This window comes from Streptomyces sp. NPDC042002 (assembly GCF_055588305.1).
In genome coordinates, this window is sequence record NZ_JBVJCT010000015.1 from 141,490 (window position 1) to 160,845 (window position 19,356).

Genomic DNA, 19,356 nt, shown 5'->3' on the forward strand with positions numbered 1-19,356 from the left:
GCGTCCGGCCGGTGCGTAAGAGGCGACGGTCCGTCTCTTCCTCCAGGACACACCCCGGAGACAAGCACAGGGCCCGCCGCGCCGAAGCGCGACGGGCCCTGAATTACGGCATTCGGCGTGACTACTTCTTGCCCTTGGCCGAGCCGCCGCTGTCGTCGCTGGACAGCACGGAGATGAAGGCCTCCTGCGGAACCTCCACAGAGCCCACCATCTTCATCCGCTTCTTGCCCTCCTTCTGCTTCTCCAGCAGCTTCCGCTTACGGGAGATGTCACCGCCGTAACACTTGGCGAGGACGTCCTTGCGGATGGCGCGGATGGTCTCGCGGGCGATGACCCGGGAGCCGACGGCCGCCTGGATCGGCACCTCGAAGGCCTGTCGCGGGATCAGCTCGCGCAGCTTGGCGACCAGCCGGACCCCGTACGCGTACGCCGCGTCCTTGTGCGTGACCGCCGAGAAGGCGTCGACCTTGTCGCCGTGCAGCAGGATGTCGACCTTGACCAGGCTGGAGGCCTGCTCGCCGGTGGGCTCGTAGTCCAGCGAGGCATAGCCGCGGGTCTTGGACTTCAGCTGGTCGAAGAAGTCGAAGACGATCTCCGCGAGCGGCAGGGTGTAGCGGATCTCGACCCGGTCCTCGGAGAGGTAGTCCATGCCGAGCAGGGTGCCGCGCCTGGTCTGGCACAGCTCCATGATCGCGCCGATGAACTCCGAGGGGGCGAGGACGGTCGCCCGCACGACGGGCTCGTACACCTTGTCGATCTTGCCCTCGGGGAACTCGCTCGGGTTGGTGACCACGTGCTCGCTGCGGTCCTCCATCTCGACGCGGTAGACCACGTTCGGCGCGGTCGCGATCAGGTCGAGCCCGAACTCGCGCTCCAGCCGCTCACGGATCACGTCGAGGTGCAGCAGCCCGAGGAAACCGACCCGGAAGCCGAAGCCCAGCGCCGCCGACGTCTCCGGCTCGTACACCAGCGCGGCGTCGTTGAGCTGGAGCTTGTCCAGGGCCTCGCGCAGCTCGGGGTAGTCGGACCCGTCCAGCGGATACAGGCCCGAGAAGACCATGGGCCTGGGCTCCTTGTACCCGCCGAGCGACTCGGTCGCACCGTTGTGCAGGGTGGTGATCGTGTCACCGACCTTGGACTGGCGGACGTCCTTCACACCGGTGATGAGGTAACCCACCTCACCGACACCGAGCCCGTCGGCCGCCTTCATCTCCGGGGCCGAGACCCCGATCTCCAGCAGCTCGTGGGTCGCGCCGGTGGACATCATCCGGATGCGCTCACGCTTGTTGAGCTGCCCGTCGATGACACGCACGTACGTCACGACACCGCGGTAGGAGTCGTAGACCGAGTCGAAGATCATCGCGCGGGCGGGGGCGTCCTGGACCCCGACCGGGGCGGGGATCTCCGCGACGACCCGGTCGAGCAGCGCCTCGACACCCAGGCCGGTCTTGGCGGAGACCTTCAGCACGTCCTCGGGGTCGCACCCGATGAGGTTGGCGAGCTCCTCGGAGAACTTCTCCGGCTGGGCGGCCGGCAGGTCGATCTTGTTCAGTACGGGGATGATCTTGAGGTCGTTCTCCATCGCCAGGTAGAGGTTGGCGAGAGTCTGCGCCTCGATGCCCTGGGCCGCGTCGACCAGCAGGACCGTGCCCTCACAGGCCGCGAGGGACCGGGACACCTCGTACGTGAAGTCGACGTGCCCGGGGGTGTCGATCATGTTGAGGATGTGGGTCTTGCCCGGGTCCTCGGTCGGCGCCCAGGGCAGCCGGACCGCCTGGGACTTGATCGTGATGCCACGCTCGCGCTCGATGTCCATACGGTCGAGGTACTGAGCACGCATCTGCCGCGGGTCGACCACCCCGGTCAGCTGGAGCATGCGGTCGGCGAGCGTGGACTTGCCGTGGTCGATGTGCGCGATGATGCAGAAATTGCGGATCAGAGCCGGGGCGGTACGGCTCGGCTCGGGCACATTGTTAGGGGTCGCGGGCACGCAGGGTCCTGTCTCTTGAGGCGCCTGTCGCCTCGGGTCGGATCGATACGTAGGTTCCATGGTCCCACGCGTGGGGAGCTGCGACCGGTTCGGTCCGCGTGAGCGGGGCAGGCCGCAACCGGTTCGGGGGGCCTCTCGACCAGGGCGGGCGGCCGGTTTGGGCCGGTCGTACGGCGACTGGTAGCCTGGGTAGCTGTGTCTCGTGCCCTCTCTGCAGGAGACGCACCCAAGAAAATCAAACGGCGAGTGAGACGTGTCGTCTCGCGCGCCTGAACCTGTAAAGGCTCATTCGTGGCGAACATCAAGTCCCAGATCAAGCGGATCAAGACCAACGAGAAGGCCCGGCTGCGCAACAAGGCCGTCAAGTCCTCTCTGAAGACCGCGATCCGCAAGGCCCGCGAGGCGTCTGCCGCGGGTGACGTCGAGAAGGCCACCGAGTACACGCGCGCCGCGTCGCGCGCTCTCGACAAGGCCGTCTCGAAGGGCGTCATCCACAAGAACCAGGCCGCCAACAAGAAGTCGGCGCTTGCTTCGAAGGTCGCCGCCCTCAAGGGCTGAGTCGGCTGAGCCCTCCGGGGCTCAACCCCTGACTTGACCGTCGGCCGGACCCGAGCGGGCCCTCTCTCCCGCTCCCGACCGACACCCCGGATTCACGCACGATCTGCGTTCGCCACGCGGGCGTGAGTCCACCATCTCGAACCGAAGGCCCCGCCCCTCCCTTCCCCGGGAGAACGAGCGGGGCCTTCGGTGTGCGGTGGCTGTTCCCGTACGGGGCCCTCGGACGTTCGGGTCGGAGCGACCCGGTGTGCGGCTAACGCCGACCGGAGCGAGCCGCCCGGGCGATGGCCACGACCGCCTTCTCCAGGGCGTACTCGGGATCGTCCCCGCCGCCCTTGACCCCGGCATCAGCTTCCGCGACGGCCGTGAGCGCCATGGCGACCCCGTCCGGCGTCCATCCCCGCATCTGCTGCCGCACGCGATCGATCTTCCACGGCGGCATCCCCAGCTCACGGGCCAGGTCGGCGGGCCTGCCGCCCCGCGCGGAGGACAGCTTTCCGATCGCCCGCACCCCTTGCGCGAGCGCACTGGTGATCAGGACGGGCGCCACGCCGGTCGACAGCGACCACCGCAACGCCTCCAGCGCCTCCGCGGCCCGCCCCTCCACGGCCCGGTCGGCCACGGTGAAGCTGGAAGCCTCCGCCCGCCCTGTGTAGTACCGCCCGACGACGGCCTCGTCGATCGTCCCCTCGACATCCGCGGTCAGCTGCGACACGGCGGACGCCAGCTCCCGCAGATCGCTCCCGATGGAGTCCACCAGCGCCTGACAGGCCTCGGGTGCGGCCGCCCGGCCCAGCGCCCGGAACTCGCTCCGCACGAAGGCCAGCCGGTCCGCGGGCTTCGTCATCTTGGGACACGCGACCTCCCGCGCTCCCACCTTGCGCGCGGCATCGAGCAGCCCCTTGCCCTTGGCCCCGCCCGCGTGCAGGAGCACCAGGGTGATCTCCTCGGCGGGCGCCCCCAGATACGCCTTGACGTCCTTGATCGTGTCGGCCGACAGATCCTGCGCGTTGCGTACGACCACGACCTTGCGCTCGGAGAAGAGCGAGGGACTCGTCAGCTCGGCGAGCGTGCCCGGCTGCAACTGGTCCGGGGTGAGGTCCCGTACATCCGTGTCGGCGTCGGCGGTCCTGGCGGCGGCCACCACCTCCTGCACGGCACGGTCGAGCAGGAGATCCTCCTGGCCCACTGCCAGCGTGACAGGGGCGAGAGGGTCGTCTTGTGCGGTCTTCTTGGCCATCACCGAAAGCATCCCACGCGCCACTGACAACCCGAGCCGCGAGCCGCGGTCCCCGCCCCGCGTGAACCCCCGCCCCCACGCCCCGCCTGGCGCTGCCCCTGGGCCTGGGCCGGGGCCGGGGCCTGGGCCGGGGCCGGGGCCGGGGCCGGGGCCGGGGCCGGGGCCGGGGCCGGGGCCGGGGCCTGGGCCGGGGCCTAGGCCGGGGCCTAGGCCGGGGCCTGGGCCGGGGCCTGGGCCGGGGCCTGGAGCAGGCCTGCCTTGCCCAACTCCGGCTACGGCTACGGCTCCTCGTGCCAGCCGTCCCACTCGGCCGCGAACTCGTCCAGCTCCTTCGGGTCCAGCCGCGCCTCGGGGTCCGTCAGCACCACCAGCCACTGCGCGTCCTCGGCATCGTCCTCGCCCGCCAGCGCGTCCCGGACGAGCTGCGGCTCCTCGACGAGGGCGAAACGGTCGCCGACGGCCTCCGCCGCCTCTTCCGCCGCATCACGGTCGGGCAGCACCAGTACATGTCTCACATCGCTCACATGAACATCTTCCGATACGCCCGACGCGGCCGACGCCGGGGTCCTCCTGTGCGGCCCTTACGTGCGGTGGTACCGGCGCGGACCGTGTGCGTCGTGGTAGCGGTGCGCCCTGGCGGACCTGAGCTACTGAGCGGCCTCCTTGACCTCCGGCACCCGGTCCAGTTCGATTCCGAAGCTCTCCCGGTAAGTGGCCAGCACCTCCTCGTCGGTGGCCAGTTCCGACACCTCCTTGGTCCCGTCGGCCGTCGACACGGTGAACTTGCGGCCGCTGAGCGTGATCCTCCCTCCGTCCTCCGTGACCCGCGAACAGACCAAGGACCGAGTGAAGTGCGACAGCGGCGAAGTGCCGTGCCACCAGGCTCCGACGACGAAGTCCCCGAGCACCCGCGGCCGTACCTCCAGGCGGTACTGGCGTTTGTCGCCCAGGTGGACATCGAGGTCCTCGCGCTCCCGCGACCCGCCGACACCCCGCACTCCCGCCTCGTCCGGCCCCGACTCCACGACCCGGAACATCCCGCCGGGGTCCCGCTGTTCGCCTCGCTCCATGAACGACAACGGGTAGTGGCTGTGCGCCCCGAATCCGACATCGGTCAGCCAGTCGCCCCCGTCCACCGTCCGCACCCGCAGCGCGAGATGGTCGTAGGGAATCCCGAGCTTCCCCTCGTCCCCGTACACCCGCGCCGCGAGATACGTCACATCGAAGCCCAGCGACGCCAGCAACGCCCCGAACACGCCGTTCAGTTCGTAGCAGAAGCCCCCTCGGCGAGCGCCCACCACCTTGTCCAGCAGCCTCTTCTCCTCCAGCACGATCTCCTCGCCGAGATGGATCGACAGGTTCTCGAACGGCACTGTCCGCAGGTGGCGCAGTTGAAGCTCGCGGAGCACATCGGACGTGGGCCATGCCGGGTGCTGGGCCCCGATACGGCGAAGGTAGGCGTCGGCCTGTGCGGAATTCATGCGTTCAGTGTCGCGCCACGCTCAGCCCTTCGCCCGCACCGGTGACAGCGAGATCGCCGTCCTCGTCGGTACGCAGCACCACCGCGCCCCCGGCCCGCAGAGCCGCGACCGTACTCGGGGCAGGATGTCCATAGGGGTTGTCGCTGCCCACGGAAATGAGCGCGAGCCGCGGAGCCACCCTGCGTATGAGCTCCGGATCCTGATACGCGGAACCATGATGGGCGACCTTGAGCACGTCCACGCCGTCCAGTTCCGCGGCCGCTGGCGATCTCGACAAGGCCTGCTGCGCGGGCGGCTCCAGGTCGCCGAGCAACAAAAGCCGCAGCCCCGCGGACCGTACGAGCAGGGTGACGCTGGCGTCGTTCGGACCGTCCGGCGGCGGGGCCGGATCCGGTGGCGGCCACAGCACCCGCCAGTCGAGGATTCCCGCGCGCCTCCGCTCCCCCGCCACGGCCCGGGTCACGGGAATGCGCCGTGCGGCCGCCTCCCTTCGTACGAACTCGGCCTGTTCCAAAGGTTCTTCGAAGGTGGTCGTCTCGATCGCGCCCACCGAACGCCCGTGGAGCACACCCGGCAGTCCCGCGACATGGTCGGCGTGGAAGTGCGTGAGAACGACGAGCGGGATTCTGGTGACGCCGAGCGTGCTCAGGCAGCGGTCGACCAACACCGGGTCGGGTCCCGCGTCCACCACCACCGCACTTCCGTCACCCACCGCGAGCACCGTCGCGTCGCCTTGTCCCACATCGCACATCGCGAACTTCCAGCCGGGCGGTGGCCACCCCGTGATCACCCTGGTGAGCGGCGGCGGCCGCACCACGACCAGCAGGAACAGCACCGCGCAGACACCACTCAGCACCGGATGCCTCAGCAGCCGTCGGCCGACGGTCACGACGACCACCGTGACGAGGGCCAGCAGAAGGGCGCCCGCCCACGTATCCGGCCAGTCCACTCCCCCACCGGGCTGGGCCGCTCCCGTGCGCGCGATGCCCGCGATCCACCGGGCGGGCCAACTCGCCGTCCACGCCAGGGCTTTGGCCACCGGCATCGCCAGGGACGCCGTCGCCAGTGTCGCGAAGCCCAGCACCGTGGCCGGGGTGACCGCGAACTCCGCGAGCAGATTGCACGGCACCGCCACCAGGCTCACCCTGGCCGACAGCAGGGCGACCACCGGCGCGCACAGGGTCTGTGCGGCGGCGGCAGCGGCGAACGCCTCGGCCAGGCGCGGAGGCACACGACGTCGCTGGAGCGCCGCGCTCCAGCGCGGGGCGAGCGTGAGCAGGGCTCCGGTCGCGAGGACGGAGAGCAGGAATCCGTAGCTGCGGGCGAGCCAGGGGTCGTACAGCACCAGGAGCAGAACCGCGGCGGCCAGTGCCGGGATCAGCGATCTGCGGCGCCCAGTCGCGATGGCGAGCAGCGAGATCGATCCGCAGGCCGCTGCCCGCAGCACGCTCGGGTCCGGCCTGCACACGATCACGAAGGCGAGGGTGAGCGCTCCGCCGAGCAAGGCGGTCGCCCGGAGCGGGACACCGAGCCGGGGTGCGAGGCCCCGGCGCTCGACGCGCTGGGCGAGGCCCGGTGGCCCGATGAACAGCGCGAGGATGATGACGAGGTTGCCCCCGCTGACCGCGAGGAGGTGGGTGAGATCGGTGGCCTTGAAGGCGTCGTCCAGCTCCGGCGTGACGCGCGAGGTGTCCCCGACCACCAGCCCTGGCAGCAGCGCCCGCGCGTCCGGGTCCAGTCCGTCGGTCGCCTCCCGCAGCCCTTCGCGCAGCCGGCCGGCGAACCGCTGCGGTCCGGACGGCTCTCCCACCACCTCCGGCGGCGCGCTCCCCCGCACCCGCAACACCGCCGCGATGTCGTCCCCGTCCGACAGAGCGGGCACGACCCGCGCCGCCACCCGCAGCCGTGTGGACGGCAGCAGCGACAACCAGGGCGAACGCCCGCCGGCCTTCCGGGGCGAACCCCGTCGCGAGCGCGTGCCGGCCTCCTGGGGCGAACCCCGTCGCGAGCGCGCGTCGACGATCACCAGTACCGGCGTCCGAGTAGCCACCACCGTGCCGTCCCCCTGTACGACCCGCGTGACGTCGGCGTCGAACAGCAGAGCCGTCGGGGCGATGTGGTCCCCGTTGACCCGGGGCCGGGTGAGCCGGGGATCGGAGGTGATCTCCACCTCGGCGGTCACGTCGGCGAACCGCTCCGCGAGCGCCGGAACGGGTCCACGTCGCAGGTCGGCCCCGTGCAGCCCCGCGGAGGCCGCGGCCGCGCCGACACAGAGCAGCACGGCGGTGACGGACACCCACGGCCACGCCCCCGGCCAGGCCGCCTCTCGCCCCTGCCCCGCACGCGGGCCTCCCCGCCCCGCACGCACGTCTCCCCTCCTCGCACGCGGACCTCCCTGCCTCACACGCGGGCCTCCCCGCCCCGCAGGCGCGCCTCTCCGCCCCGCCGCCAGCAGTACGGCACTCGCGACCAGGGACACGGCCACGACACCCGTGACCCAGCTCGGCGACGCCCCGACCGTCACGGCCGCCGTGAGCCACACCGCACCTGCGGGCGCCATGAGCCGGAGATCGGTCGGCCCCTCCACCCTGGGGTGCGAGGCCCCCAGCCGGCTCCCCGAGTCGGCGTGCACGGACCTCCGGCCGGTAGCGCCGGGGAGACCTGCCGGACGGGCCAGAAGACCTGCCGGCTCACCAGGCTCCCTCGTCGCCTCCGGCCCGCGCAGCCCTCGCGCGGCTACCGGCTCGGAGCTCTCCGGCATCCCTACCGGCCCGGAGTTCTCTGGCATCCCTACCGGCTCGGACAGGCCCGAGGTCCCATCCGACCCGGACAGGTCCGAGGCCCCATACGGCCCGCGCAGGGCTCGCGCCCCATCCGGCTCGCGCAACCTTCGCGCGGCTGCCGGCCCACCCGGTCGCCCTCTCCTCACGGACCCGACAGAGCAGACCGCCCCGTCGGGTCCATTCCTGGTCAGGGGCCTGCCACGCCTCGTCCTCATCACCAGTCCGGCCCGCTCGCCCCGCCTCCCGGAGCCGCTCATGGCCGCACCAGGTTCCGGAGATCGGCGAAGCGGCGGTCTCCGATTCCGGTCACCTCGCGGAGCTCGTCGACCGAGCGGAAACCGCCGTGCGCCGAGCGGTAGTCGATGATGTGCCGGGCCAGTACGGGACCGACACCGGGCAAACCGTCGAGCTGGTCGACGGTCGCCGTGTTGAGGGGAATCGGCGCGGAGGGCGCCGCACCCGCTGCGGATCCTCCGGTGCCGACCGTCCCCGAACCGCCTAAACCGCCCGAGCCGGCTCCCGGTGGGGGTGCGGATGCGCCGACCACGATCTGTTCGCCGTCCACGAGGAGCCGCGCGCGGTTGAGGCTGTCGGTGTCCGTGCCTGGCCGTACGCCACCGGCGGCTCGCAGGGCGTCTTCGACGCGTGAACCGGCCGGCAGCCGCTGGAGTCCCGGGGTGCGCACCTTTCCGCCGATGTCCACGACGATCGCACCGGTCGCACCGGCTGGGCCTGCGGGGGCCGAAGCCCGGGGGTCCGAAGCTCGGGCCGGGGCATCGGATTCCGTGCCCCGCCGCTCGCCCGGTCCGCGCTTCTCGCCGTAGGGTGCCGCAGCGCTCACCACCTCAGGAGCCCGGACCGGCTGTGTCCTGCCTGCCCAGAAGTGCTGCACGGCGAAGACCGCGGCCACGACCAGCAGTACGGTCAGTGCGGCCACGCTCCTGCGCTCGAGACCGCACCTCGACTGAAGCCACAACGGCAGCCGCTCCCGCACGGCAAGCCAGGCCCGGTCCCGCCGCGCGCCCGTCTCCCCGGCCGACGCACTCCCGATCAACGCACTTCTGGCCGACACACCACCGGCCTGCGCACCTTCGGCCGGCGCACCCCCAGCCGGCGCACGCGCATTCAGCGCGCTCGCCGTCGCCGCCCCGTCGGCCACCGAGCGATCCGACGGCACTGCGCCACCGGCATCCTGCCCGGTGCCGCGGCCGTAGGACCCGGCCCGGTGGTTCCACGGTCCCCGGGCATCGGTCAGAACTGCCGTACCCACGGCCGTGTCCGCCCTGGGGCCGTCCCCGACATCGTGGTCCGCCCCCGGCGGCGCGTTCCCCAACTCCCGCCGCCCCTGCGCGCGTTCGGTGAAGAGCGCGTCGGTGCGGAGACGGAGGGCGGCGGCCGACGCCTCGTGGCGACGGGCCCGGCTTCGCTGGTCCCGGCGGCGGTGACGGCTGCGGCTGTCGGAGAGGGGGCCACGACCCGGGCCACTGGTCGGTGTGGCGGTGCGTGAGCTTGATCGAAGTGCCATGCGACGAGGATCCGGCAACCCGACCCTTCGCGATGATCTTGGTCAATTCCGGTGGAGGGCGGCCCAGTTGTGGATAATTCCATCACCCTCACGAGTGACGCGCACGGACACCACTGGGGTTCGACTCACCGAGGCGAGACAACCGCCCCGAGCAGTCCGGGTCCGGTGTGGGCTCCGATCACCGCCCCCACCTCGCTCACATGCAGTTCGGCGAGCCCCGGCACTCGCGCCCGCAAACGGTCCGCGAGAGCGGACGCCCGCTCGGGGGCCGCCAGATGGTGAACGGCGATGTCGACCTGTGCGCTGCCGGCGCGGTCGGCGACGATCTCTTCCAGGCGGGCGATCGCCTTGGACGCCGTCCGGACCTTTTCGAGGAGTTCGATGCGGCCGTCGTTGAGCTGCAGCAGCGGCTTCACCGCGAGGGCGGAACCCAGCAGAGCCTGTGCGGCCCCGATCCTGCCGCCACGGCGGAGGTAGTCGAGGGTGTCGACGTAGAAGTAGGCGGACGTGCCCGCGGCCCGCTTCTCCGCGGCCGTGACCGCGTCGTCGACGGTCCCGCCCAGCTCTGCGGACTCGGCCGCGGCCAGCGCGCAGAACCCGAGGGCCATCGCGACCATCCCGGTGTCGACGACGCGCACCGGCACCGGAGCGTCCCGCGCCGCGAGTACCGCGGCGTCGTAGGTGCCCGAGAACTCGGAGGACAGGTGCAGGGAGACGATGCCGGTGGCGCCGGACTCGGCGACCTTGCGGTAGGCCGCGGCGAACGTCTCGGGGCTGGGCCGGGACGTCGTGACGGGGCGCCGCTTCTGCAGTGCCTGGGCGAGGGAGCGGGCCGAGATCTCGGTGCCCTCTTCGAGCGCCTGGTCACCGAGGACCACGGTCAGGGGAACCGCCGTGATGCTGTGGCGCTCCATCGTCCGCGGCGGCAGGTAGGCCGTTGAATCGGTGACGATCGCGACATGGCGGGACATGAGCTGGAGGTTACCTGGCGGGACGGGTGGGCGGCAGCCCGGCCCCTTCCACCTGCGGTCGGGGCGGCCGGATCATGTCGTGCTCTCGGGCCGGGGCTTCTTCTGCCAAGGATAGGTGGGCCGTTGGCCGGGCGGTGTGATGGCGGAACGCGTCGGCTGGTCCGCCGGACGGGACTCCGGGCTCGGGGGCCGGGACTGTCCGCCGGAGGTGCCCTCGTCCGTCGTGGGAGGGTCGGGCCAGGACGCGGCGGGCCCCGGCTCCTTGGTCCAGTGACGCAGCGCGCCGGCCTCCACGTCGATCTGGGCGCTCAGGGTGTCCAGGTCGTCGCCCGCGAAGCGGTGGGCCCGGTCGCGGGCGGCCCAGCGCAGCGAGTCCGCCGACTGTGTGATCCGCTGGGTGCGCTCGCGCAGGCCGGGCAGCCGGGTGGCGAGTGTGCCCCGGTCGGGCTCGGCCTCCAGGCGCTTCAGTTCGGCGTCCAGCTCGCGCCCGTGCGTGCTGAGCCGCTCGAAGAGGCTCAGGGACTCCTTGAGGGACTCGTCCTCCGCCACGCTCGCCTGCAGCGCGTCCTGGGTGGCCCGCATCGATGTGCGCAGCGACAGCCTGAGCTGGGCGAGCTCGCCCTGGGGGCCGAACTGGGCGAAGGTCTTCGCGCGCAGGGTGGTGTCCTCGACCGTGCGGCGGGCCTGCGAGATCGTGCGGTCCACGCCGCGTTTGGCGGCGCCGATCACCTTCACCGTCGCGTACGCGCCGAACACCACGAACAGCAGGAAGAGCAAGGCGATTACGGTGATCACGGTACCCATCACACTCCTCCTCCGACCGGTCGCGGCAACTGTCTCCGCGCTCTCAACGGTAAACGCTGCGGGCAGGTTCGGAGTTCCAGAAGAACCCCGAACCTGCCCGTAGGGGACTACCCCGAGCCGTCACACGGCCCGGACCTGCACGGGCACCGGACCGAGGCCCGGCGCCCGCCACGCCGTGACGAGTGCGCCGTACGACGACGCCGTACGGCTACGCCGTGACGATGTTCACCAGCTTCGGCGCGCGCACGATCACCTTGCGGATCCCCGCGCCGTCCAGCGCCGCGACGACCTTCTCGTCGGCCAGCGCCACCTTCTCCAGCTCCGCGTCGGAGATCGACGGGGAGACCTCCAGGCGCGCCTTGACCTTGCCCTTGATCTGCACGACGCAGGTCACGGCCTCGTCGACGACGTACGCCGGGTCGGCGACGGGGAAGTCCTGGTGGACGACCGAGTCGCTGTGTCCCAGCCTGCGCCACAGTTCCTCGGCGATGTGCGGGGCCAGCGGCGCGACCATCAGCACCAGGGCCTCGGCGATCGGGCGCGCGACCGGGCCGCCCGTCTTGGTCAGGTGGTTGTTCAGCTCGGTGACCTTGGCGATGGCGGTGTTGAACCGCATGCCCTCCAGGTCCTGGCGGACGCCGTCGATGGCCTTGTGCAGGGCGCGCAGGGTGTCCTCGTCCGGCTCGGCGGCGACGACCGTGACCTCGCCGGTCGCCTCGTCGACGACATTGCGCCACAGCCGCTGCAGCAGCCGGTACTGGCCCACCACCGCGCGCGTGTCCCACGGCCGGGACACGTCCAGGGGGCCCATCGCCATCTCGTACAGGCGCAGGGTGTCCGCTCCGTACTCGGCGCAGATCTCGTCGGGGGTGACCGCGTTCTTCAGGGACTTGCCCATCTTGCCCAGCAGCCGGGAGACCTTCTCGCCCTGGTAGAAGTAGGCGCCGTCGCGCTCCTCCACCTCGGCCGCCGGTACGGCGATACCGCGGCTGTCGCGGTACACGTAGGCCTGGATCATGCCCTGGTTGAACAGCTTGTGGAACGGCTCGGCCGACGAGATGTGGCCCAGGTCGAACAGGACCTTCGACCAGAAGCGGGCGTACAGCAGGTGCAGCACGGCGTGCTCGGCGCCGCCGACGTACAGGTCGACGCCACCGGTCGGCTGGCCCTCTCGCGGGCCCATCCAGTACTGCTCGATGGCCGGGTCGACCAGCTTCCGGTCGTTGTGCGGGTCCAGGTAGCGCAGCTCGTACCAGCAGGAACCGGCCCAGTTGGGCATGGTGTTGGTCTCGCGGCGGTACTTCTGCGGGCCGCGGCCGTCGCCCAGGTCCAGGGTGACGGCGACCCAGTCCTCGTTGCGGGACAGCGGGGTCTCCGGGGACGTGTTCGCGTCGTCCGGGTCGAAGGTGCGCGGCGAGTAGTCCTCGACCTCCGGCAGCTCCAGGGGCAGCATCGACTCGGGCAGCGGGTGGGCGACGCCGTCCTCGTCGTAGACGATCGGGAAGGGCTCTCCCCAGTAGCGCTGGCGGCTGAACAGCCAGTCGCGCAGCCGGAAGTTGACGGTGCCCTCGCCGATGCCGCGGCGCTCCAGCCACTCCGTGATGCGCGCCTTGGCGTCGACCACGCCCAGGCCGTCCAGGGAGACGTCCTCGCCGGCGGAGTTGACGATCTTCGCGTCGTACGAGGCGAAGGCGTCGTCCCAGGTGGAGGCGTCGGTGCCGCGGTCGTCCGAGGGCTCGACCACACAGCGCATGGGCAGCTCGAAGGCGCGCGCGAAGGCGAAGTCGCGGGTGTCGTGGGCCGGGACGGCCATGATCGCGCCGGTGCCGTAGCCCATCAGTACGTAGTCGGCGATGAAGACCGGGACCTTCTCGCCGTTGACCGGGTTGGTGGCGAACGTGCCGGTGAAGACGCCGGTCTTGTCCTTGGCCTCGGCCTGCCGCTCGACGTCGGACTTCGAGGCGGCCTGCGCGCGGTAGGCGGCGACGGCCTCGGCGGGGGTCGCGTGACCGCCGGTCCACACCTCGTGGGCGCCCTCGGGCCAGGCGGCCGGGGTGAACTTCTCGACCAGCGGGTGTTCCGGCGCCAGCACCATGTAGGTGGCACCGAACAGGGTGTCCTGGCGGGTGGTGAAGACCGTGATCGCTTCGCCGTCGATCGGGAAGTCGACGCGGGCGCCCTCGGAGCGGCCGATCCAGTTGCGCTGCTGCAGCTTGATGGCCTCGGGCCAGTCCAGCCCGTCCAGGTCGTCCAGCAGGCGGTCCGCGTAGGCGGTGATGCGCATGTTCCACTGGCGCAGCTTGGCCTTGAAGACGGGGAAGTTGCCGCGCTCGGAACGGCCGTCGGCGGTGACCTCCTCGTTGGCCAGGACGGTGCCCAGGCCGGGGCACCAGTTGACCGGCGCGTCGGAGGCGTACGCCAGGCGGTAGCCGCTCAGGACGTCGGCGCGCTCGGTGGCGCTCAGCTCGCTCCACGCGCGCGTGGTGGAGCCGGTGGCGGGGACGGCGCGCTCACCGCTCTCGAACTGGGCGACCAGCTCGGAGACGGGACGGGCCTTGCCGGCCTCGTCGTCGTACCAGGAGTTGAAGATCTGCAGGAAGATCCACTGGGTCCACTTGTAGTACTCCGGGTCGATCGTGGCGAACGACCGGCGATTGTCGTGGCCCAGGCCCAGCGCGCGCAGCTGGACCTTCATGTTCTCCATGTTGGCCTCGGTGGACACGCGCGGGTGTGTGCCGGTCTGCACGGCGTACTGCTCGGCGGGCAGGCCGAAGGCGTCGAAGCCCAGGGTGTGCAGGACGTTGTGGCCGGTCATCCGCTGGAACCGGGCATATACATCGGTGGCGATGTAGCCCAGGGGGTGACCCACGTGCAGACCCGCACCCGAGGGGTAGGGGAACATGTCCATGATGAACTTCTTGGGCCTGGCGGCCAGCTCGGGGTCCCCGGCCAGGTCGCCCGTGGGGTTCGGAGCCTCGTACGTCCCCTCGGCGTCCCAGAAGTCCTGCCAGCGTGCCTCGATGTCAGCGGCCAGGGCGGCCGTGTAGCGGTGCGGCGCGGCCAGCTCGGCGGTGGCAGCGGTGTTCGTCTCGCTCATGTCCTCAAAGCTCCATCGATCGTCTCTGCCAGCGGCTGTGACACTCAAGAAATGAAAAAACCCCTCACACAGGAGGGGGCGCCGCGCTGATGCCGACCACGATGCGTCAGTGGTCGGTACTGATCAGCGCGGCTCGCTAAGCAGAAGGCGTACGGCACGCATGGCGTCAGGGTACCGCAGCGCCCGCAGGGGCCGCGACGAGCTTTCGGGTCCGTCCGGCACCCCGTGCCACCCGTCTCGGCCATCAAAAACGTTGAACGATGTTCAAATTTTACTTCGCTTAACGGACGCTTGCGGACAACACAAAGACCTCATTGCCCTTTGGTAACAACGCAATAACTCAAACCTGGAACTCGTCGGTATTTCTCGACTTAGAGTGCGCCTTCGGGACCGCTTCCCCGAACCCTTGGGAGTACCCCCTCATGGACCCTCGTCGTAACAACAGCTCACTTCCCCGGGTGGGCCGTTCGGCCTACGGGGCGGCTACGGCTGCCGTCCTGCTCCTCATACCCGTGATCGTGCTGGTGGGAGGCAACGCAGTCCAGGACTTCCTGAACTTCGGCGCCGGCGTCCTGTCGCTGGTCGCCCTGTCCTGCTCCGTGATCTGGGGGCTGGTCGCGACCGACCGGATCTTCCTGAACACCCGCCAGCGACTCGTGGCACAGGCGGTGCACCGGACGACCGCCGTGTCCTCGGTCGCCTTCCTGTTCCTGCACATCACGGTCAAGGTGGCGCTCGACCACACGAGCCTGATCTCCGCCCTCATCCCCTTCAGCCTCGGCCTCACCGGCACGGCCGGGCTCATCGGCCTCGGCTCCCTGGCCGGTCTGCTCATGGTCTTCACGGCCGTCACCGGCGCGCTGCGCAGCGCCTTCGCCTCGCCGGCCCCGGTCGCGGCCCGTTGGCGCGCGATGCACATGCTGGCCTACCCGGCCTGGTGCGCCGCACTCGTCCACGGCCTCTACGCGGGTCGCGCGGCGAAGCCGGTTTTCACCATCCTCTACAGCCTGTGCCTGCTCGCGGTCATGGCGGCGCTCGCCCTGAGGACCTCGCCCGCCCCCTTCAAGCGCAAGGTCGCGATGCGGGTCCTGGCGCTCATCGGCGGGGGCGGCCCCGGTGCCCGCGGGTTCCGCGACGACCTGGACGCCTCCCGCGCCGCCGCGATGGAGTCGCCGCAGCCGGGCTCCGGGGGGCGCTCCTCCCAGCAGTCCGCCGGCGAGAACTTCGTCCCTTCCCAGCGCAAGGAGCCCGCCTCCCCGCAGTACGGTGGCGCGCCCGACCCCGCGGACACGGGCGGCTTCGCGGCGGCCTACCGGGCCGTGACACCGCCCGGCGACGGCCCCGCGGCCCCCGGGACACAGCAGTTCCAGATGCCCGTGAACATGCAGCCCACCCAGACGTTCCCCCGCGTCGACAACGGCGGCACCCCGAGCAGCTGGCCCGTCCCCTCCCCGCCCCCCGTCGGCGAGGCGCCGGCGTCGGCGTACGACCCGCTGAACGACACCGGATACACCGTTCCGGTCTATGGCAATCCGCCCGCCAACGGCTACGGCACGAGTGATGTGTACAACACCGGTGAGACGAACGCGTCCTACCGCACGTACAACACCAACGACACGTACGACAGCGGTCCCACGACTGACGTACTGCCGGGCGCCTTCGACGCTCCTGGCTCCGGTGAATCATGGAATGCCCCTTCCGGAGGCTTTAAGTGAACGAGGCCCTGCCCGACGTCCCGGAAGTCCGCGTCGTCGGACTTCCGCAGCTCACGTCGGGTTTCGACCTGGTTGAACGTCTTGATCTACCCATGCACCTCAAGGTGCATGGGCCGCTCGAACCCCTGGGCGGAGAACAGCTCGCGAGCCTCGCCGAGGACATCAACCTGAAGGGCCGCGGCGGGGCGGGCTTCCCCTTCGCCAAGAAACTGCGCTCGGTCGCCGAGTCGGCCATCAAGAAGGGCATCCGCCCGGTGGTGGTCGTCAACGGAAGCGAGGACGAACCGGCCTGCCGCAAGGACACGGTGCTCATCAACCGTGCCCCGCACCTCATCCTCGACGGCGCCCTGCTGGTCGCGGAGGCCATGGGGGCCCGCACCCTCGTGATCGGCGTGACCCGCGAGTCCACACAGCGCTCCATGGAAGCGGCGCTGGCCGAGCGGGGGCTGAGCAACCGCAGGGGATCGCCCCTTCGCGCGCGCGTGCAGCGCAATCCCATACGCATGGTGACCGGAGCGGCCGCGTCGCTGATCCGCTCGATCGACGGCGGCCCGGCCGTTCCGCCGGGCCGCAAGGTCAGCGCGTCCCAGACCGGTGTCGGGGGCGCGCCCACCCTGCTGTCGAACGCCGAAACGTTCGCGCAGTTGGCCATCGCCGCCCGCATCGGCCCCGACCGCTACCGCAACACGGGCCTGTACGACGAGCCCGGCACCGTCATGCTCACCGTCTCGGGCGCGGTCGCGCGCCCCATGGTGATCGAGGTCCCCACCGGCGTACCCCTGCGGTACGTGCTCCAGCTGGCCGGCGCCCCGGCGATGCCGCAGGGCGTGCTGACCGGCGGCTACCACGGCAAGTGGCTGGACGCGGCGACGGTCAACGAGGCGATCGTCTCGCGGGACTCCCTGGCCGCGGTGGGCGGCGCGCTCGGTGCCGGCGCGATCCTCCCCATCACCCAGGAGACCTGCCCCCTCGGCGAGTCGCTGCGCGTGGCGCAGTGGCTGGCCGACGAGAGCGCGGGACAGTGCGGCCCCTGCTACCTGGGGCTGCCCGCCGCGGCGCGCGGTCTGGCGGACATCCTGAACGGCGGCGGCCCGGCGGCGCTGGAGGCCGTGAAGCAGGTCGCCAAGTCCGTGAAGCGGCGCGGCGCCTGCTCCCACCCGGACGGTTCGGCGATGTTCATCGAGTCGACCCTGAAGGCGTTCACGGACGACCTGGCCGCGCATGTCCTCGGAAACGGCTGCGGAAGGCCCGTGGAGGGCGTTCTGCCGCTCTTCGAGGACGGTCAGGTACCCATGGGCATCCTGAGCGGCCCTGGCGAGCAGGAGGCGGGTCCCAGCCGCCAGAAGATCTTCGTCGACTGGACGCTGTGCCGCGGGCACGGCCTGTGCGCCGATCTCCTCCCCGAGGTCTTCGAACTGGGCGCCGACGGCTTCCCGACCGTCGCGCAGGCCCCGGTGCCCGCGTACGCCGAGGCGAAGGCCCTGCGCGCGGTACGGCGCTGCCCGGCGCTCGCCCTGCGCATCGAGGAGGACACCAGGTCCTCCGCTCCGGCGCGCAACCTGCCGGTCCTCTCCCAGGGGCGCGGTCGCCGCGCGCTCGGCAGCGGCCGCTGACACGAAGGAGCGGGCCACCAGGAACGGTGGCCCGCCTTCGGCACGTTCCGCGGGTCGCCGGACGGCCGTTCCGCGAGGGGCGCCCGAGAACGAAGAAGCGGACCACCCTGATCGGGTGGCCCGCTTTCAACGTCTGTGGAGCTAAGGAGAATTGAACTCCTGACCTCCTGCATGCCATGCAGGCGCTCTACCAACTGAGCTATAGCCCCTTGTGGCCACGCGGCGAGGCCGCGCATTCACTGTGTCGCCCGGTTTCCCCGGCGGCGACGCCAACATTACACGGTTCCCCTGGTGCACCACCAAATCGTTTCCCGTCCGTACCGATTCGGGTCTCATGTCGCACTTTATGGGCCGTGTCGCACCTCCATGCCCGCCCCGCTACGCCCGTTGGGCCGAACGGGGTTCCAGGGAGCGCCGGGGGGATGGCAGGGAGGTGGGCTCTCCGGGCCGCCACGCGGCCTCTGGCGGGCCTTACAGGCCTCGTGGCGGCCCGTTGGCCGTGAGCCGCGCGGACGTCGCTCCCGGGCGGGCGCGGCGCCGCGCCCGCGCAGGCGCGCGTGTGGCGGGTGTCACAGAGGCCCGGCAAGCGGGAACTGCGCCGGAACGGCGCCGGATTGGCGTCGCCGGCCCGCCACGGGGATCGGGCGCGCGTCCGGCCGCCTCGGGGTCAGGCCGTGGCGAACGAGTAGAACCGCTTGAGGGTGCAGTGCTCGTCGAGGAGACGTGCGTAGATCGGCTCGCCCTCGAGCTCGCGGTACGTCTCGATGGGGTCGCCTTTTATGATCAGCGCCCGCGCGCACTCCTCACACCAGTACTGGTAGTCGTGGTTGACCGGCTCCATGTCGCGGACGATCGGCGTACCACTGCCGCACCAATCGCATTTCCGCCTGTGCGCACCCATCAATCAGCTCCAGCTGTGGCCGCAGGCCGTGCACACGTAGGAGATTCCACCGTTGTCACCGAGAACCTGGGCAACGTGGACCGATCCGCAGGAAGGGCAGTCGAGGAGGGTGGCTTTCTTACGGTTCAGTGCCACTTCGAGGAGATCGTCGACCTCCTCGAGGATGCTGGCAGGCATCGCTACTCCCTCCCGTCGGGCCGCGCCCCCTTCCGGCCGTTTGATTCTGCCACGGCCGGAGCAATACGGTCAGCGACGCCTTCGTACCAGTCCGGACACAGGCACCTGGCGCAGCTGCAGCGGCCGGCGCATACACGCACGCCAGGAGCGCGTCCGCAAAGGTATACGCCCCGAGGACCCCAAGTGACTCAGCCGGTTCAAGAAGAGTGTGCCGAAGACCACGGCACCCGTGGGCCGGCCCGGCCGCCAACTGCGCCCGCCCCTGCGCGTTCTTCACGACCGGGGCCCCAACTCGGGGATGAACAGCGAAAGATCCCGCTCCCTGACGGGAACGGGATCTTTCTCCAGCGATGTCCGACAACTCAAGAAAGAGTCGGTCTGTGGAGCTAAGGAGAATTGAACTCCTGACCTCCTGCATGCCATGCAGGCGCTCTACCAACTGAGCTATAGCCCCTTGCGTTCTTCCCGCCCTGCGGGCCGAACAAGAAGAACTTTAGCCTG

The 19,356-nt window shown here is 70.8% G+C and carries 14 protein-coding genes and 2 tRNA genes; 3 read left to right on the top strand and 13 right to left on the bottom strand.

Features of this window, described 5'->3' with window-relative positions; translation table 11 throughout:
- Positions 1–121: 121 nt before the first annotated feature.
- Complete coding sequence (lepA, locus tag ACZ6KY_RS23000; protein ID WP_469312146.1) at positions 122–1,990, bottom strand: translation elongation factor 4; 1,869 nt, start codon at positions 1,988–1,990, stop codon at positions 122–124.
- 291 nt (positions 1,991–2,281) lie between these two features.
- Between lepA and rpsT the strand changes: the two genes are divergently transcribed.
- Positions 2,282–2,548 carry a 30S ribosomal protein S20 gene (gene rpsT, locus ACZ6KY_RS23005; RefSeq protein WP_261702665.1) on the top strand — a complete coding sequence of 89 codons (267 nt, stop codon included), beginning with the start codon at positions 2,282–2,284 and terminating at the stop codon, positions 2,546–2,548.
- Between the two features lie 253 nt (positions 2,549–2,801).
- Here the strand turns inward: rpsT and holA are convergent, their stop codons facing one another.
- The 8 genes from holA to leuS all read right to left on the bottom strand — a co-directional run bounded on the left by holA (position 2,802) and on the right by leuS (position 14,449).
- Positions 2,802–3,788 carry a DNA polymerase III subunit delta gene (gene holA, locus ACZ6KY_RS23010; protein ID WP_469312147.1) on the bottom strand — a complete coding sequence of 329 codons (987 nt, stop codon included), beginning with the start codon at positions 3,786–3,788 and terminating at the stop codon, positions 2,802–2,804.
- A gap of 278 nt (positions 3,789–4,066) precedes the next feature.
- Positions 4,067–4,312, bottom strand: a complete 246-nt coding sequence (locus ACZ6KY_RS23015; protein WP_469312148.1) for a hypothetical protein — start codon at positions 4,310–4,312, stop codon at positions 4,067–4,069.
- A gap of 123 nt (positions 4,313–4,435) precedes the next feature.
- Positions 4,436–5,269 (bottom strand): arylamine N-acetyltransferase family protein, encoded by an 834-nt coding sequence (locus ACZ6KY_RS23020; protein ID WP_469312149.1) that lies wholly within the window; start codon positions 5,267–5,269, stop codon positions 4,436–4,438.
- A gap of 4 nt (positions 5,270–5,273) precedes the next feature.
- Entirely contained in the window at positions 5,274–7,901 is a 2,628-nt protein-coding gene (locus ACZ6KY_RS23025) for a ComEC/Rec2 family competence protein (RefSeq protein WP_469312150.1), read from the bottom strand.
- Positions 7,902–8,305: 404 nt separating this feature from the next.
- Entirely contained in the window at positions 8,306–9,577 is a 1,272-nt protein-coding gene (locus ACZ6KY_RS23030; RefSeq protein ID WP_469312151.1) for a ComEA family DNA-binding protein, read from the bottom strand.
- 125 nt (positions 9,578–9,702) lie between these two features.
- Positions 9,703–10,548, bottom strand: a complete 846-nt coding sequence (locus ACZ6KY_RS23035) for a DegV family protein (protein ID WP_469312152.1) — start codon at positions 10,546–10,548, stop codon at positions 9,703–9,705.
- Between the two features lie 72 nt (positions 10,549–10,620).
- A complete protein-coding gene (locus ACZ6KY_RS23040; protein ID WP_469312153.1) occupies positions 10,621–11,352 on the bottom strand; it encodes a hypothetical protein in 732 nt (243 codons plus the stop codon).
- A 208-nt stretch (positions 11,353–11,560) separates the two neighbouring features.
- Positions 11,561–14,449 (bottom strand): leucine--tRNA ligase, encoded by a 2,889-nt coding sequence (leuS, locus tag ACZ6KY_RS23045; protein WP_469312154.1) that lies wholly within the window; start codon positions 14,447–14,449, stop codon positions 11,561–11,563.
- 422 nt (positions 14,450–14,871) lie between these two features.
- Between leuS and ACZ6KY_RS23050 the strand changes: the two genes are divergently transcribed.
- Both ACZ6KY_RS23050 and ACZ6KY_RS23055 read left to right on the top strand, forming a co-directional pair.
- Entirely contained in the window at positions 14,872–16,164 is a 1,293-nt protein-coding gene (locus ACZ6KY_RS23050) for a ferric reductase-like transmembrane domain-containing protein (protein ID WP_469312155.1), read from the top strand.
- A complete protein-coding gene (locus ACZ6KY_RS23055) occupies positions 16,161–17,777 on the top strand; it encodes an NADH-ubiquinone oxidoreductase-F iron-sulfur binding region domain-containing protein (protein WP_469312156.1) in 1,617 nt (538 codons plus the stop codon). The genes ACZ6KY_RS23050 and ACZ6KY_RS23055 overlap by 4 nt, the downstream gene beginning before the upstream one ends.
- Before the next feature lie 136 nt (positions 17,778–17,913).
- Here the strand turns inward: ACZ6KY_RS23055 and ACZ6KY_RS23060 are convergent.
- From ACZ6KY_RS23060 to ACZ6KY_RS23075, 4 genes are all read right to left on the bottom strand, one after another.
- Positions 17,914–17,986, bottom strand: a tRNA-Ala gene (locus ACZ6KY_RS23060).
- A gap of 458 nt (positions 17,987–18,444) precedes the next feature.
- Positions 18,445–18,678 (bottom strand): DEAD/DEAH box helicase family protein, encoded by a 234-nt coding sequence (locus tag ACZ6KY_RS23065; RefSeq protein ID WP_037618755.1) that lies wholly within the window; start codon positions 18,676–18,678, stop codon positions 18,445–18,447.
- A 3-nt stretch (positions 18,679–18,681) separates the two neighbouring features.
- Positions 18,682–18,855, bottom strand: coding sequence for a hypothetical protein (locus ACZ6KY_RS23070; RefSeq protein ID WP_261702676.1), 174 nt, complete (start codon positions 18,853–18,855; stop codon positions 18,682–18,684).
- Positions 18,856–19,236: 381 nt separating this feature from the next.
- Positions 19,237–19,309: transfer RNA gene (locus ACZ6KY_RS23075), tRNA-Ala, on the bottom strand.
- Positions 19,310–19,356 lie beyond the last annotated feature (47 nt).